This window comes from Romboutsia maritimum (assembly GCF_002251085.2).
Lineage (GTDB): Bacteria > Bacillota > Clostridia > Peptostreptococcales > Peptostreptococcaceae > Romboutsia_B > Romboutsia_B maritimum.
This window is the reverse complement of sequence record NZ_NOJZ02000001.1, coordinates 30,228-47,029: the sequence shown is the minus strand read 5'-3', so window position 1 is coordinate 47,029 and position 16,802 is coordinate 30,228. Positions and strand designations below refer to the sequence as shown.

The 16,802-nt window shown below is 25.6% G+C and carries 14 protein-coding genes and 1 riboswitch; of the genes, 11 read left to right on the top strand and 3 right to left on the bottom strand.

The features are described from left to right. Positions 1–54 precede the first annotated feature (54 nt). Complete coding sequence (locus CHF27_RS00220) at positions 55–1,008, top strand: calcium/sodium antiporter (RefSeq protein ID WP_095404980.1); 954 nt, start codon at positions 55–57, stop codon at positions 1,006–1,008. Between the two features lie 127 nt (positions 1,009–1,135). Further along, complete coding sequence (locus tag CHF27_RS00215) at positions 1,136–1,741, top strand: hypothetical protein (RefSeq protein ID WP_095404981.1); 606 nt, start codon at positions 1,136–1,138, stop codon at positions 1,739–1,741. Between the two features lie 103 nt (positions 1,742–1,844). Here CHF27_RS00215 and nhaC read toward each other — a convergent pair whose 3' ends face one another. Then, positions 1,845–3,290: a Na+/H+ antiporter NhaC gene (gene nhaC / locus CHF27_RS00210; protein ID WP_095404982.1), complete on the bottom strand. Its 1,446-nt coding sequence runs from the start codon at positions 3,288–3,290 to the stop codon at positions 1,845–1,847. A gap of 126 nt (positions 3,291–3,416) precedes the next feature. After that, a riboswitch (Lysine riboswitch) is annotated at positions 3,417–3,590 on the bottom strand. Between the two features lie 270 nt (positions 3,591–3,860). On the opposite strand from nhaC, the gene CHF27_RS00205 reads away from it, so the two are divergent. Continuing rightward, positions 3,861–4,460, top strand: a complete 600-nt coding sequence (locus CHF27_RS00205; protein ID WP_095404983.1) for a ribonuclease H1 domain-containing protein — start codon at positions 3,861–3,863, stop codon at positions 4,458–4,460. A gap of 41 nt (positions 4,461–4,501) precedes the next feature. On the opposite strand, the gene CHF27_RS00200 is transcribed toward CHF27_RS00205, so the two are convergent. After that, positions 4,502–6,289: a peroxiredoxin gene (locus tag CHF27_RS00200; RefSeq protein ID WP_095404984.1), complete on the bottom strand. Its 1,788-nt coding sequence runs from the start codon at positions 6,287–6,289 to the stop codon at positions 4,502–4,504. Between the two features lie 206 nt (positions 6,290–6,495). On the opposite strand from CHF27_RS00200, the gene CHF27_RS00195 reads away from it, so the two are divergent. The 5 genes from CHF27_RS00195 (at position 6,496) to CHF27_RS00175 (ending at position 11,538) form a co-directional block, all read left to right on the top strand. Then, entirely contained in the window at positions 6,496–6,789 is a 294-nt protein-coding gene (locus CHF27_RS00195; RefSeq protein WP_330409715.1) for a hypothetical protein, read from the top strand. 146 nt (positions 6,790–6,935) lie between these two features. Next, positions 6,936–7,697, top strand: coding sequence for a protein phosphatase 2C domain-containing protein (locus tag CHF27_RS00190; protein WP_095404985.1), 762 nt, complete (start codon positions 6,936–6,938; stop codon positions 7,695–7,697). 131 nt (positions 7,698–7,828) lie between these two features. Beyond that, the gene (locus CHF27_RS00185) at positions 7,829–9,220 is read left to right on the top strand and encodes a UbiD family decarboxylase (RefSeq protein ID WP_095404986.1); all 1,392 of its coding nucleotides are present in this window, start codon (positions 7,829–7,831) and stop codon (positions 9,218–9,220) included. 171 nt (positions 9,221–9,391) lie between these two features. Then, on the top strand, positions 9,392–10,906 hold the full coding sequence (locus CHF27_RS00180; RefSeq protein ID WP_095404987.1) for a VanW family protein: 1,515 nt from the start codon (positions 9,392–9,394) through the stop codon (positions 10,904–10,906). A gap of 38 nt (positions 10,907–10,944) precedes the next feature. Then, positions 10,945–11,538 carry a GAF domain-containing protein gene (locus tag CHF27_RS00175; protein ID WP_095404988.1) on the top strand — a complete coding sequence of 198 codons (594 nt, stop codon included), beginning with the start codon at positions 10,945–10,947 and terminating at the stop codon, positions 11,536–11,538. A 180-nt stretch (positions 11,539–11,718) separates the two neighbouring features. Here CHF27_RS00175 and CHF27_RS00170 read toward each other — a convergent pair whose 3' ends face one another. After that, positions 11,719–12,483: a hypothetical protein gene (locus tag CHF27_RS00170; protein WP_095404989.1), complete on the bottom strand. Its 765-nt coding sequence runs from the start codon at positions 12,481–12,483 to the stop codon at positions 11,719–11,721. Positions 12,484–12,766: 283 nt separating this feature from the next. Between CHF27_RS00170 and CHF27_RS00165 the strand changes: the two genes are divergently transcribed. From CHF27_RS00165 to CHF27_RS00155, 3 genes are all read left to right on the top strand, one after another. Next, positions 12,767–14,149 (top strand): aldehyde dehydrogenase, encoded by a 1,383-nt coding sequence (locus CHF27_RS00165; protein ID WP_095404990.1) that lies wholly within the window; start codon positions 12,767–12,769, stop codon positions 14,147–14,149. A 33-nt stretch (positions 14,150–14,182) separates the two neighbouring features. Then, positions 14,183–15,652: a tetratricopeptide repeat protein gene (locus CHF27_RS00160; RefSeq protein WP_243444911.1), complete on the top strand. Its 1,470-nt coding sequence runs from the start codon at positions 14,183–14,185 to the stop codon at positions 15,650–15,652. Positions 15,653–15,758: 106 nt separating this feature from the next. Continuing rightward, positions 15,759–16,733: a dipeptidase gene (locus tag CHF27_RS00155; RefSeq protein WP_095404991.1), complete on the top strand. Its 975-nt coding sequence runs from the start codon at positions 15,759–15,761 to the stop codon at positions 16,731–16,733. Positions 16,734–16,802: the final 69 nt, after the last annotated feature.

Here is a 16,802-nt window from a genome sequence, read left to right as displayed (position 1 = left end):
AACATAAAATATATAATGAAATAAGTATATATAAATTTAAAAAGGAGAATTTGTATGAATTATATATTATTAATAATAGGTTTTTTATTACTTATAAAAAGTGCAGATACTTTTGTAGTAGGATCATCTTCTATAGCCAGGACGCTAAAAGTACCAACTTTAATTATCGGCCTTACTATAGTTGCATTTGGAACTAGTGCCCCTGAAGCAGCTGTAAGTATAACTGCTGCACTACAAGGTCAAAATGATATAGCTATTGCAAATATAGTTGGTTCTAATATATTCAATTTGTTAGCAGTTGTAGGTGTTGCATCTATAATAAATCCAATTAAGGTTCAAAAAAGTACAATATTAAAAGAGTTTCCATTTGCATTATTAGCTTCAGTAGTATTATTAATTTTATCTCAAGATACTAAATTTCAAGGATATAATGAAAATTTATTAACTAGAGCAGATGGACTTATGTTATTATCATTATTTTCTATTTTTATGTATTATTTAATAGAAATGGCGGTTACTTCTAAAGAAGATATGAGTGTTGATCAAGTTGATGAAACCATGTCAATGAAAAAAAGTATAATTATGAGCATTCTAGGTGTTGCAGGTATTGTAGTAGGAGGAAAAATAGTAGTTGATGCGGCTAGTAGTATAGCTATTTCCTGGGGAATGAGTCAAAATTTAGTTGGATTGACTATTGTAGCGGTGGGAACTTCTTTGCCAGAATTTGTAACGAGTATTATAGCAGCAAAAAAAGGGGAAAGTGATATAGCAATAGGTAATGTAGTAGGTTCTAATATATTTAATATATTATTTATTTTAGGTATTTCCTCAGTGATAAATAATATAAATATACATCCTATTGTATTTATAGATATGATTATAATGATATTGGTTACAATATTAGCATATGCATTTTCAACAACTAAAAGAAATGTAAAAAAAGTTGAAGGTGTTATTTTAACATTTCTTTATGTAGTGTACATGATATATATTATTATTAGAAAATAAGACAAAATATCTTATTTTATAACTCTGAAATCTCTAATTCGGTAACGAAATGTCGAATTTTGAATACTATAAAATAGGTACCATTATAAGAAATTAGGTACGAAGTTGAGATATAAGGAGCATATATATGTATTACTCATGCGAGGAAAATCACAATTGTGGATGTTATGATAATTGTGGATGTTATGATAATTATGGATATTATTACAATTATGGATTTAAAAAAAGTCAAGATTGTTACTGTCCTGGTCCAGAAGAACCCCTAGGAGTAGTTGGAAGTTGCTGTTGTATGGATGCATTAAAAACAGCATTAGATGCTATTTCAAAGTTAACTCCACAGCCAGAAGTTAACTTGATTGCTTTTAATACTACTATTGATGGATTTATACAATCTGTAGGAGATGATTTGGTTACAATTGATACAAATACCGGTAGCGGGGTTTCTTTAGAATATGTATCTATTTGTAATATACAGTATATAAAATTTAATTTTAGTGGAACTATAGACACTACTAAATTCTGTAATGCTGAAGATGCACCATGTTGTTGTAATAGTGAAATAGGAGATAAAATATCCACAGTTAAAAATATAGATATTAATAATAATAAGAATTCATCAATTAGTTATAATAGTGTATCTGTAAAATGTAGTAATGGAGCATTAGTTAAAAGTAATACTCCACCAAACACTTATTACTATATTCCATATTGTACAATTTTATCTCTTAAGTAAAATAAAACAATATTAATAAAATATTAAAAACATATTTAATTAATATTTTATATAAAAAAAGAGTTATCTTATTGAAACTAAAGATAACTCTTTTTATTTTAAATTATATAATATTTTTTAGTTCATCTATATTATTATTACAAGATTCTTTTTCAGTGATTTTTTCAATACTTATACCTGTAGCTCCATAAAATAAAGAAATAATAGGACACAGTAAATTGAAAAATGCAAAAGGTAAAAATGCTAAAGAACCAACACCTAAAGTTGCTGACATATAAGCTCCACAAGTATTCCAAGGAATAAGAGGAGAAGTTATAGTAGCACTATCTTCTAATGCACGAGATAAATTTTTAGCAGCTAATCCTTGCTTTTTAAATGCGTCTTTATACATACTACCAGGTATTACTATGGCTAAATATTGGTCTGCTACAGCTAAGTTAGTACCTATAGCTGTAAATATAGTAGCAGCAATCAATCCAAAAGTACCTTTAGCAACTTTTAAAATTGACTCAGCCAATGCTTGAAGCATACCTGTTTTTTCTAATATACCACCTGTTACTAGAGCACAAAGCATAAGAGAAACAGTACCAAGCATACTATCAAGGCCACCTCGAGTTAGTAATTCATCAACAAAGATCATTCCACTCTTAGAAATATAACCACTTTTAGCAGCTACAATAGCATCTGCAATTGAAGCACCCTGAAATACTACAGAAACAAAAGCTCCAAGTAAAGCTCCAATTATAAGAGCAGGAATAGCAGGAATTTTTAAAATTACCATAGCAATTACAGCGATAGGAACTAAAAGTAATAGTGGAGATAATGTATTATAACTATTAACTAAAGTATTTTGTATCTGAGTTATTTGAGTAGTATCTATTTGATTACCTGAATATTTAAATCCTAATATACCATATAAAATAAGAGCAATAACTAATGCTGGAACAGTAGTGTAAAGCATATGATTTATATGCTCGAATAATGTAGTACCAGCCATGGCAGGAGCTAAGTTAGTAGTATCTGATAAAGGAGACATTTTATCTCCAAAATATGCACCAGATATTATTGCACCAGCTACTATAGGAGAGGGTATTCCAAGAGCGCTACCGATTCCAAGTAGTGCTATACCTATTGTACCTGCTGTAGTCCAAGATGAACCAGTAGATATAGATACTATAGAACATATTAAAGTTGTTGCTATTAAGAATATACCAGGTGATAATATGTTAAGACCCCAATAAATCATGCTGGGAACTATACCACCCAAAATCCAAGTCCCAATTAATATTCCTACAACTAATAAAATAAGAATAGACGGCATAGTCGTATTTATAGTTTCTAGAATTCCTTCTTCTAGTTCTTTCCATGTAAATCCAAGTTTAAATATAGCTATAAAACCAGCAAATACACCACTGATTACTAATGGAATATGTGCAGAAATTTCATATTTTTTTAGAACAACTAAGCATGTTACCAAAACCACAACTAAAAATGATATACACAATAAAGCGTCAAATAATGTTGCTTGTTTTTTTGTTTTTGAATTCATAAAATCCCCCTTAATTTGTTTACGAATATAACTTTATGCTAAATTAGGGATAAAAAAAGCCTAGGAATAGTATCCTACCCTAGACTTAAGTATTCAATAAAACATAGTTTAAACTTAATTACTTAATCTAAAGATAGCACTTCACAAATTAATGTGACAGTGTCATATATATTTTACATGACCCCAATACATAAGCTTAAAGCATTACTTAATGTATTTCGGCACTGGTACCTTTTATTTTGCTTCATTGTGCTTACCTCCACAAAACTACTAATTAACAATGCGACCTCTACCATTAGTTATATTCGATTTTTTAATTCGACAAATTAATTATACCATGTATTAAAAAAATGTAAAATAGGTAAAGCATTTCGTATAATCAAAACTCATATATCGATTTATTTAAAAACCTAATTTAATATAACTTTTAAATTAGTTGTTTTTAGGTTAAAATAATTAATACATATAATTAAAGATAACTAACAAAGTAAGTTATATAGGTAACTTTAAATAAATTTAAAAAAATTAATTTATGATAGAGAGTTTATTAAATAATAGGAGGAATTTAATTTGAGCAAAAGTAAATTTTATGCTGTTAAAAAAGGAAAAAATATAGGAATTTATAATACTTGGGATGAATGTAAAAATCAAGTTAATGGTTTTTCTGGAGCGCAATATAAAAGCTTTAAAACTTTAGATGAAGCAAAAAATTATGTTTATGGAAAAATAGATACAATTGAATCTGATTTCAATGATATAGTACACGCATATGTAGATGGAAGTTATGAGCATTCAATTAAAGAATATGGCTCAGGGGTTGTTATTCTTAAAGATGAAGTAGTAGAAAAAACATATAGTAAGAGAGGTAATGATACTCATTTAGTTGGGATGAGAAATGTTGCAGGAGAAATAGAGGCATCTAAAATAGCTATGAGTTATTGTATTGATAATAAAATTAAAAATCTAATAATTTATTTTGACTATGAAGGAATTGAAAAATGGTGTACAGGAGATTGGAAAACTAATAAAGAAGGAACTAAAGAATATAAGAAGTTTTATGATAGTATAAAAGATAATTTAAATGTAAAGTTTGTTAAAGTAAAAGCTCATTCAGGAGATAAGTACAATGAAGAAGCTGATAAGCTCGCTAAAGGGGCTATAGGAATATAAAAAATCTTGCAAAATATTTATTGCAAGATTTTTGTATATTTTTAGTATTTTCCATAAATATTTTCTACTTCATTTTTTAGTTTGCTAGGGTCATTTATTCCTTGATTCATTGCATTTGCTAAAATATTTGCTTGATCATAAGTTGAAGTCCAGGAGAATATACCACCTAAGCAATTTTCAAGTACATATTGAGATTTTATGAAAATAGACAATTCATTATCATAAGACATAGCAAAATCTCCGTTTTTAACAAGATAAGGGACTTTGGCATCTTTATCAAATTTAAATTCGTATCCATTTTTATTTATGAAATCTTTTCTAAGTTCATCATATGACTTAATTATAGTAGCTCCTAACCTACCGTAAAAAGGTACTCCTAATAAAATTTTTTCAGACGGCATACCAGCATTTTCAAGATTTCTAACCATAGAGTTTACACTATATCCAGGTAAAGAAAGACTTGAATCAAAAAGATTAGAATGATGTTTTTTTCCAGAATCTCCAGTTTCTCCAGCTGTAAAATCATAACTCATAAGATTGAAATAATTTATAATTGGAGCAATTTTATTTATTTCAGCACTAGAATTTATATAAGCATTATCTCCAGTTCCTGCAACGCTTAACCATTTATTATTTCCAATAACATCTCTAATAGCAGTAAGTAAAAGAGTGAAATTTTCTCTATCAACAGGTCTAGATTTTATTCCAGCAGCACTACTTCCAGGATATTCCCAATCGATATCTATACCATCTAAATTATAGTCTTTTATTAATTGGTTTGCTTGTCTAGCAAAATTATATCTAGATGTTGGAGTTAAAGCTGCATCAGAAAAACCATCTACACCCCATCCCCCAATAGCTGCAATTACTTGTAAATCTGGTTTTAAAGATTTTAAGTTAATTAATTGTTTTAAAAAATCAGGTGTAGGAACAAATAATGTTCCGTCTGGTTTTATTTCTACAAAAGCGTAGATTACAGCATCTAAAAGTTGAGCATCTAAATTTGATGGATTTCCGTATACATATTCCATGACTAGTGGTTCTATATTTGGGCAATGACTTTTATCAAATGGTTGGGATTTAGTGTCGGCAGCAATCTTAGGTCTATATTTAGAACAAGATTTAGATTTTTTACTGTTAAAATTATAAGGCATACAATTTAATTCATTTAAAGTTTTAGCATTTTCTGTATTATCAGGAACAAAGCATAAATACCAATCTACACAAGAATATTTGTTATCACAGTTTTTAACTCGATTTTTTAATTCTTTGTAAGTTTTAGGATATGGCAAAATTACAGGCATACCAGGAAACCAATTAGCAGGTGTTACAACATTATCTCTATCGCTAGTTTGTAGAGCATCTATTATTCTCAATATTTCAGGAATATTTCTTCCAGTACTTAAAGGATAATAAAGTATAGTTCTTAAAATTTGCTTATCATCTATAATAAATACAGATCGAATAGTAGAAGTGTCACTCATAGGTTCTGAAATCATACCGTACAGTTTAGCTATACTCATATCTCTATCTTCTATAACAGGAAATGGTATTTCAACTCCTGAAAATAAGAAAATATTATACAACCATGCTAAATGTGAACTATTACTATCAATGCTAAGACCGATTAACTCGGTATTTCTTTTTTCGAATTCACAGTAGTATTTTGCAAAACATAAAAATTCAGTTGTACATACTGGTGTAAAATCACCAGGATGAGAAAACAGAACAACCCATTTGCCAGTATAATCAGATAGATTTATAGGACCTTGAGTTGTATTAGCCTTGAAATCAGGAGCTTTAGATCCTAGGCTTGGAAGACATGGCATTCAAATCACCCCTTTAATGTAATAAAATATCATCTATGTCATTATATTAATAGTTATTATGGATTGTTACTAAGATAAAAATTAAGTAATAGTGAATAAAAGATTTAAAATAAAAATATATATGGTAATTGCTATTTTTTGAAGAATTTGATATAGTTAATTATAAGTATATATGTAAACATTTGTTATTATATGGGGTGAGGAAGTTGAAAAAAGTCCTAAAGATTATTATTATGTCAAGTATGATATGTTTTTTTGTAACTTTTGCATTGATTATAATAAATGCAATTATGGGCGTATTAGTTAGCTTAGATTATTATTTTATGATGGCAAGTTCATCTACAATAGGCTTATCAATTGGATTAATTTTATTTAACTCAAGAAGAATATTCTCTAAGAAACTAGCTAAAAAGTTATCAAAGAAAGTAGTAGCTAGCAAAAAAGTAGTAAGACCAAATAAGCAACAAACAACTTCAGTAAGAAAAAGAAAAATATCATAATAGATGATATTAAGTATCTTATTAATAAATAAAAAGACACAGTAAATAACTGTGTTTTTTTTATTTTATTTATCATAGTTTTATTATTAAAATAATAGAAAATAAAATAGGATAATAATAGTTAAACTTTTAGGAGTGATATTAAAATGAATTATAGTGTTTTTGCAAGTGGTGTAATCGGATATAAAAATAGACTAAAGTCTAAAAAGTCTCAAGATTATATGGAATATAAAGTTTTTGATAAAGGAACTATATGTGCTTTAGCTGATGGACATAGTACTGAATTTTTTAAGTATAGTTATGAAGGGGCGAAATTTGCATGTAAATCCATGATTAGTGTACTTGAGAAATATTTAGAAAAAATGCAAGATTTAGAAAATGATTTAGAAAAAAATATAATACAAAAAATAATATATAATGAATGGAAAGATATGGTAGAAAAACATTATTATACTTTAAATCCAGTGGTTTTTAAAACTGAGTATATAAAATATGGGACTACATTAATTGGAGTATTAATAAGTGATGAAAAGATTGTATATATTAAATTAGGTGATGGAAATATATTAGTTAAAAAAGAAAATAAATATACAAAGGTAATAGATACTAAAAAAAATAGAACAGTTGATTCTATGGGAAAAGAAAATGCACATGAAAAAATGATGTATTTTGTAGATAATATAGGTACAAATAAAATTAATAATATTGTAATATTTACAGATGGATATGAAAATGGATTTTATTCAGAGAAAGAAATGTTTGAAGATTTAGATAAAACTATAGTAAAATATAATAAAAATATATTTTCTAGAATGAACTTGTATAAAAATTATAAAAAACATTTAAATTTTATAAGTGATAAGAGAAGTAAGGATGATATTAGTATAATTTTTTTAAATAAAAAGTAGTTGAAACAAAGTATATGACTACTTATGTAATATATGGTTAATAATGTATATATATGATATAATAAAAAGCAAAAAAGCTAAAAAATTTTTTAAAATACGTATAATATTGAAAAAATAGGAAGGTAAAAGCAATGAGTTTTAAAGAGTTGTTTGATAAATCAGTAGATTTTATAGATAATAAAAGAAAACGTATAGCTACAATTTCATTATCTATGCTAGGAATTATGTTATTAATAATAGTTTTTTTTGCAAGTAGCGATGAATTAAGTGTTAGCAAAGAATCAACTCAGTTATTAAATAATATAGAACAAAGAAAGTATACAGTTGCACTTGACTATTATCAAAGTTTAGAAAAAAATTTTTCTGAATCTAAAATGAAAAGATTTAATAAAGCCATTTCTAAAAAGATAAATAAGTTATTGCTTAATAGTGGCGATATGTATGTAAATGGCCAAATTACAAAAGAACATTATACTGGTTTAATAAGCACTATAAATTCATTGAATTCAATTAGTTTAGATTTAAATAAAATAATCGATCAGTCAGAGAGAGTTCGTGAGATGTATAAAGAAGAAAATTTGAATTATGATTTAGCATTATCTTATTTAAACGCGGTATCAAGTTTAAATGGAGTTGATAATGAACTTGATATGTATAAACAAGATATAAAGGTATTGAATGACTCAAGAGAAGTATATGAGACTGCTAATAAAAATTATCAGATAAAGAAATATTATGAAGCAATTCAGTGTTATGATAAAGTTTTAGAAGAAGATAAAAAATATTATAATTTAGCACAAAGAGCAAAAGATGAATGTATAGAAGCTATGTATGATTACTATATAGAAAAATCAAAAGAAGAAAATGATTCAGGTAATTATGAAGGAGCAATTAAATATATAGACTATCTTAAGCCTTATTATTCTGACGATGAAGAGATATTAAAGTTAGAAAAAGGATATCAAGAAAATTTAGCTATGTATACTTTAACATCTGATGATATAATAAATTTGATTTCTAAAAAAAGTGAAAAAAATAAAGAAAACTTATCAATAAATTCACTTCAACAGATGATAAATGGGAATAAATATTATTATGTGGAGCTATTTGAATATGATAAGTTAGTTAATGAAATTTTAGTTGATGCAAAAACTAGAAAAATTTATTCATACAAAGGAAGTAATAAAAATTATAATTGTGAATATAGTGATGGATATTTTAGAATTTTAAAAAACGGTGATTTTCAATTTGCTATTAGTGAAGGGGAAGCTAAATTTTTATTAGAAAACAAGTTAAGTGAAAAAAGTGATAGTTATAAATCTATTGAAATTGTGCAAAGAACAAAAGTTGATAAGTATGTTGATGAAAAAGAAAAATTTGAAGATTTTATAAAGAAAAATCCTAATATATATTACTATTTTATAGTGAATAAAGGATGGTTTAAGAAAAAAGAAGTTTGCATAATTGATATGTATAGTAAAAATATATATTCTGTATTTGAAGATGGAATTAAAAGCTATTAAAAGGTGTTTAACACCTTTTAATAGCTTTTAGACGGTTTTTAGATAAAAACATATGTATATAATTATCACAATATAGAAAAAAATATTTTTTTATAGATATTAGAGGGATATATTATAATAATATCTAACTGTATATATGTAAACAATTTTAGACTAAGGAGAAACAGGCAAATGAGTAACAACAAAAAAAACATACTAATTATAGTTAGTATATTGTTATTAATAATAGCAATATTAACTGGAATAATGAGTATCCAAATCAATGGGAAGAAAATATCAAAAAACATCTATGTTAATGATGTGAATTTAGGGGGATTAAGTAAAACGCAAGCACAGCAATTATTATCAGATAAATATAAAATAAATAATATCAAAGTTAATTACTTAGATAAATCATGGAATGTAGATTACAAAAAAATAGAACTTAATTATGATATATCTAAAACTGTAGATAAAGCATATTCTTTAAATCGAAATAAAAGTGCTTTTGAAAATTTAATAAAAACAATAAAATTAAATTTTGGAAATAAAGATACTTTGAAAATTTATACTAATTACAAAAATGAAAAGTTAAAAGAGGAGATAAATAAGATTTCAAAAGAGATAAATATAGATGTTAAAAATGCATCTTTAAGTATAGATGGTTCTAATGTAAAAGTATCAGATGAATCAGAAGGAATAGAAGTTAATATTCAAAAAAGTATAGAAAGTTTAGAAAAAGAACTGTCAAAAGGAAAATTTGAGAGTAAACTAATAGTAACAAAAGTAGAGCCAAAGGTAAAAAAAGAGCAGTTAAAGGATATAGATACAGTTCTTGCGAGTTATTCTACTAATATAGTAGGCTCCGTATTAGGAAGAAATGATAATATAAGATTAGCAACTAAAAAAACTAGTGATGTATTATTAATGCCAGGAGATCAGTTTTCTTATAATAAATATACTGGATTAAGAACAGTAGAGAATGGTTATAAAAATGCTCCTGTAATAGTTGAAGGAACTTTACAAGAAGGATTAGGGGGTGGAGTTTGTCAAGTATCATCAACACTTTATAATTCAGTATTATATTCGGGATTAGAAATAGTAAATGTTAAAAATCATTCAATACCATCAGGATATGTTCCAAAAGGAAGGGATGCTACTGTTACTGATGAAGGAATAGATTTTGTATTTAAAAACAACCTGAAACATCCAATATATGTAAATAATTATGTATCAGGGAGTACAATAATATGCCAAATATATGGAAGTTCAAAAGATATACAGAATATACAGATAATTACAAATACAGATCAAGTAGCTGTTGCACCTATAAAAAAAGTAGATGATCCAAGTATGCCTAAAGGAAAGGAAAAAGTTTTAGAAAGAGGTAGAGAAGGATATACTGTATCTACGTATAGATTGTATAAAGATAAAAATGGCCAGGTTTCAAAAAAAGAAAAAGTATCAACTTCTTATTATCCTAAAAAGCAAGGGGTAATAGCAGTAGGAACGAAAGAAGAAAAAGTTGAACAAAAACCAGAAGCAAAACAAGAAATAAAACCAGAACAAAAACCGGAAGTAAAATCAGAAGTAAATCAAAGTAATACTAATGAAAATAAACCAGAAAATCAGCCACAAGAAGAAAATAACCATAAAATAACAAATCTAGAAAATAATAATCCTCCAATATTGGATGGGAAGTCTTAAAACATGAAAAATCATTATATAGATTAGGAGGTATTGATTTGGACTTAAATGATATAACTAAATATATTCAATTTATTTGTGAAAATATTTCAAATGTATTAGATGTAGATGTTACCTTAGTTACTAAAGATTTAGTTAGAATAGCTGGCACGGGGATATTTAGCGAAAAAATCGGGGAGAAGATATCTGAAGAAGCTGTTTATTCTGCAGTTTTAAGAGAAGGAAAATCATACGTTATAAATAAAGAAGTTGAAGATAGCTGTAGTAGATGTTGCCATAGAGATAAATGTAAGGAACTAGCAGATATATGTACTCCTGTAAAACTAGGGGATCGTAGTATAGGTGTATTAGGAATAGCTGCATTTAATGAGTCTCAGAAAGATAATATTTTATCTAAAGATAAAGAATTAATAGAGTTTATAAAAAGTATGTCAGATTTAATATCATTTAAATTAGACGAAATGTATAAACAAGAAGTAAAAACTATGGATGATTTAGAAAAAGAAGCTATCGAAAATGCAATTAAAAAATATGGAACAACTACTGAAGAAATGAAAAAAGTTGCTCAGGCTCTTAATATAGGAATAGCAACTTTATATAGAAAAGTAAAAAGATATAATATCAAATACTGATAAAGGATATAAAATTTGTGTAATAAAAGTAGAGTTGTATCAAAATTTAAATTTTGAAATAACTCTACTTTTGATTTTTACAAAAGAATGATTTATAAGTTACTTAAGAAAGTAGAGATAAAATTTACTTGAATAGTTGTCTAGAATAAATTAGCTTTTAAATTTTTTAGTAAAATATAATTAGTATCTTTTATTGTAGCAATTGCAGTGTTCATCATACTGTGTATCACACGGATTTCTGTACTCAGGAGTACATTTTTTATTATAACAATCGTCATCTTTACAGAAGTTACATTTTTTTATACTGCATTTAATAAAATCTATAGCCAGACATCCTAATTCGTCTAGTATTTTTTGCAAATCTGACAATTCTTTTGATAAATCATGGATTAAACAATGACAAAATGAAGAATTTACTGTGTTTTTGTTAGAATTACATTCAGAATTATTATGACAGAAAATTAATAATACAATTAATTTTGCAATAATATCTATTAATTTTATGATTATTTTAACTAATTCACAGAATAATTTTCCTATTAAATGTTTACAATTAGGGTTACAATTAATATTTTCAATTGTTGATTCTAAACAATTTAATAAACATAAAAATTTCTTTATTTCATGTTTAATTGCACAATTTTTTATATAAGATGAGCATAATAATTCTTCTAGAAATTCAGAAAGTTCATTGATTAAACCATTGCTAGATATAAAATCAATTTCAATTGAAATAGTAGGATCGTTTTCGTCCCAACCGATTAAAATATACTTTATAAATGTCCATAGTTCACAATAATCTAAAGAATTTTGATTAGATTTAATATCAGTTGTTAAGTTATAATTTTCATCTAATATTAGGGGGTGTCTAATGATTTTTGATAATGAATCAGAAAAAATTTCTAATTTCTTTATACTTTCATTTATATAATTATCTTTATTCAAAATTATCACTCCAAATATTTATTAAGAGATTTAATCTCTTTAATAATATATATGACAAAGAAGATTAAATTGTGTTAAAAAATGTCGAATAAATACAAAAAATGCAATTGATTTTGGAGAATTGATCGTATATATATTTTTTTTAATAGGAAGGAATTAAAATGAATCAATTATATAAAAGTAGTATAGAATTAAATATTTAAAAAATTATATTTAAGACTAAATGTAGATAATATAATATAATGTTATAAAATTAAGAATAGGAAAATAAGGGGAAGATTTTATGGAGTCATTTAATTATATAGATAAAGTTTTAGAAAATCAGAAAATATACTTTGAATCTCAAAAAACCAAAAATATTGATTTTAGAATAAGACAACTGGATATTTTAAAAATGGCAATAGAAGATTATGAAGATAAAATAATAAAAGCAGTTAAATTAGATTTTAATAAATGTGAATTTGAAACTTATGAGACTGAAATAGGATTTGTATTATCTGAAATTAAATATGTTAGAAATAAAATAAAAAGATGGTCAAAATCTAAAAAAGTAAAAGGGTCATTATTGACGCCTGGATCAAAAACATATATATATAATCAGCCGTATGGAGTATCACTAATAATATCACCTTGGAATTATCCGTTTCAACTATGCATATCCCCTTTAATAGGTTCTATAATAGGTGGAAATTGTTGTATAGTAAAGCCCTCTGAATTATCTCCAAATACATCTAAAATAATAAAAGAGATGATAAAAGAGTATTTTGAAGAAAAATATATTTGTGTAATAGAAGGAGATATACAAATTAATCAATATCTATTAAAACAAAAATTTGACTATATATTTTTTACAGGGAGTCCAATGGTAGGAAAAATTGTTATGAAATCAGCAGCAGATAATTTAATACCATATACATTAGAGCTCGGTGGGAAAAGTCCATGTATTGTAGATGAAAGTTGTGATATAGAATTAATTGCAAAAAGAATCGTTTGGGGAAAACTTTTAAATGGAGGTCAAACTTGTATAGCTCCAGATTATATTATAGCTCATAAAAATATAAAAAGCAGACTTATAGATTCAATGATAAAGTATATTGAACAATTTTATACAAGTAATCCATTAACAAGTAAAGATTATACTAGTGTAATAAATAAAAGACATTTTGAAAGAATAGTATCTCTTATAGATTATGATAAAGTAATTTATGGTGGTAATTTAGATACTCAGAATCTTAAAATTGAACCAACTATAATGGATAATGTGAATTTAGAAGATAAGATTATGAAGGAAGAGATATTTGGTCCACTTATTCCAGTTATGAAATTTGATAATACGGAAAAATTATTGTATATTATTAAACAAAATCCAAATCCTTTAGCACTATATTTATTTACAAAAAATAAAAAATTTGAAAATGAAATATTAAGTAGAGTATCCTTTGGAGGAGGATGTATAAACGATACGATTATGCATATAACAAATCCAAATGCACCTTTTGGAGGGATTGGAAATAGTGGTATAGGAAATTATCATGGAAAGCAAAGTTTTGATACTTTTTCACATAAAAAAACAGTTATGAAAAACTTAGCTAATATAGATATAAAATTTAAATACCCGCCATACACTAAAAAAGCTTATAAAATTTTAAAAATAATTTTAAAATAATTTAATATAATAATTAGTAAAAAATGTATAGTTTTGACTAAAAATGCTGAATATGTTATCTTAGATATAGATATTATTTGGGAGGCGATTGTTATTTTAGGTAAGAATATAAAACAAGATTTACAAAATATGCCTAGAAAAAGTTTAGATATATCTTTGATAGCAGATGAAAAAAGTGATTTAACTTTTTTTGATATAGAGGAAGAAGAAACTAATGAAACATTAAAGGCATTGAAACAAACTTATGTTACAACAAATTATAAGGAAGAGACAATATTAAATCTTCAAAATCAAATAAATAATAATTCAGAAACTACATCTAAGGAGTTAAAATTAGAATCTTATAAAAGATATAATTCAGCATTAGATTTAGCTAATAAAAATTACATAACTAGCTCAGTAAGAATTGTAGAAAGTGCATTAGAGTTAAATCCAAAAGACATAGATATATTAAATTTAAAAGGATTATTAAAGCTTTTAAAATGTGATTTTTCAAAAGCTTTTGAAAGTTTTTATACAGGACTATGCTATGGAAACAATGACTTATCTAGAAAGTATGTAGATATTCTTTCTAAAGAAGATTTTAAAACATTCTTATCTAGATATAATCACTCTATAAGATTTATAAATGAAGACCTTAATCATGAATCTATTCAAATTTTAGATAATATGATAGAAGAAGACCCTGATTTAATAGAACCATATGTTATTTTAACTTTATTATATGATAAATTAGGAAATGTAAAAAAGAGAGAAGCATATTTAGATAGACTAAAAGATATAGATGTAGATAACGAGATATTTGAAAGAGAAATTAGTCAAGATAAAGAAGATAAGCAACTAAAAGAAAGTAGTAAAAACACTAAAAGACCAAAGAAAAAAAATATAGTTCCATATGCTATTATAGGATGCTTAGTAGTGGGACTTGCTGTATATTATACTCAAAATAAAATACAAAATTTAAATTCTCAGTTAACTAATAAAGAAGAAAAATTAGACCAAGTTGGGAAAGAATTAAATGAAAAATCTCAAACTTTAACTAAAGCTAATAAACAATTAGATAAGACTAGTAAAGAATTAAAACAAACTAGTAAAGAACTAGATAAAGCAAGTAATGATGACAATACAAGTGATGAAATAACTTTATATAATCAAGGTATGGATTTGAAAAAATCTGGGGATTATGATGCAGCATTAAAGAAATTTGAATTAGTCAGAACAACAGGAAAGACTAAACAATACATATCTGAAGCTATACATGAATTAGCTATAACTAATGAAAAGTCAGGAAATAAGGAAGAAGCTATAAGGTATTATGAAAAGTATTTAAATATATATACTCCACAAGAAAAGTATTATGATGATACATTATATCAACTTGGACTGCTATATTATAATATGGGAGATATAGATAGTGCGAAACAAACATTTTATGGATTAAGAAGTGAAGTTCCAGATAGTGTTTATAACAACTCTAAAGTTAACGAAATATTAAGTGAATAGTGGAGTATAATTATAATAAAGAGTATTACATATGTAATACTCTTTATTATTTATATAATTAATAATTAAATATATAAAAGTTATATTTTATTACAGGAGTGATTTTATGATATTAGATATTCATGCAGATATATTTACGGATATATTTAATAAAAAAATGCAAAAGGACAATGATATTATAAGGAAATATCATTTGGATAAGCTAAAAAAAGGTAAAATTAATGGAGGATTGTTTGTTATTTGGCAAAATCCATACGGAAAATATTGTGATTATAATTCGTTAAAATTGATGATGGATTATGGGAAAGAAGAACTTGAAATATCAAAGGATATTTTAAGTGTGGTAAAAACATATAAAGAATATATTAAATCTTTGGATGATGGTAAAATAACGGCTATGATGCATATAGAAGGTATAAAAAGTTTAGAAGATGATTTAAGTAAAATAGATGAAATATATGAATATGGAATAAGATTTGCATCACTTACATGGAATGAAGAAAATAAATTTGCGAATGGATGTAAATCTCACAGTAAGGAAGGTTTAAAACTAAGGGGAAAAGAATTTATTAAAATTGCTCAAGATATGGGGATAATAATTGATGTTTCACATGCTAGTGATGAAACAATGTATGATATATATAATGTTAGTCAAAAACCTATAATTGCGACTCATTCAAATTGTAGAAAACTATGCAATGTTAAAAGAAATTTGTTAGATAATCAGATTAAATTGATAAAAGAGACTGGTGGAATTATAGGAGTAAATGCGTATAGAGACTTTATTGATAGTAAAAAGGAGAATCAAGATGTAAATCATTTAGTAAATCATATAGATCATCTTGTAGATTTAATAGGAATTGATTCAGTATGTTTTGGGTTTGATTATTGTGATTATATGGAAGATGAATTAAAAGATAATATATATGAGAGGGAAGAGGTAACAAGAGGATTAGAAGATGCATCAAAAACACAAAATATTATAACTGAATTAAAGAATAGAGGATATAAGGATGGTGACATTAAAAAACTTTCTAATGAGAATTTTTTAAAATTCATAAAATTAAATATAAGTAAATAACAATTCTAGTATAAAGAGAAAACGCATAAAATAACCTATAGGATAATAAAAAATTAGTTTATTGTTTAT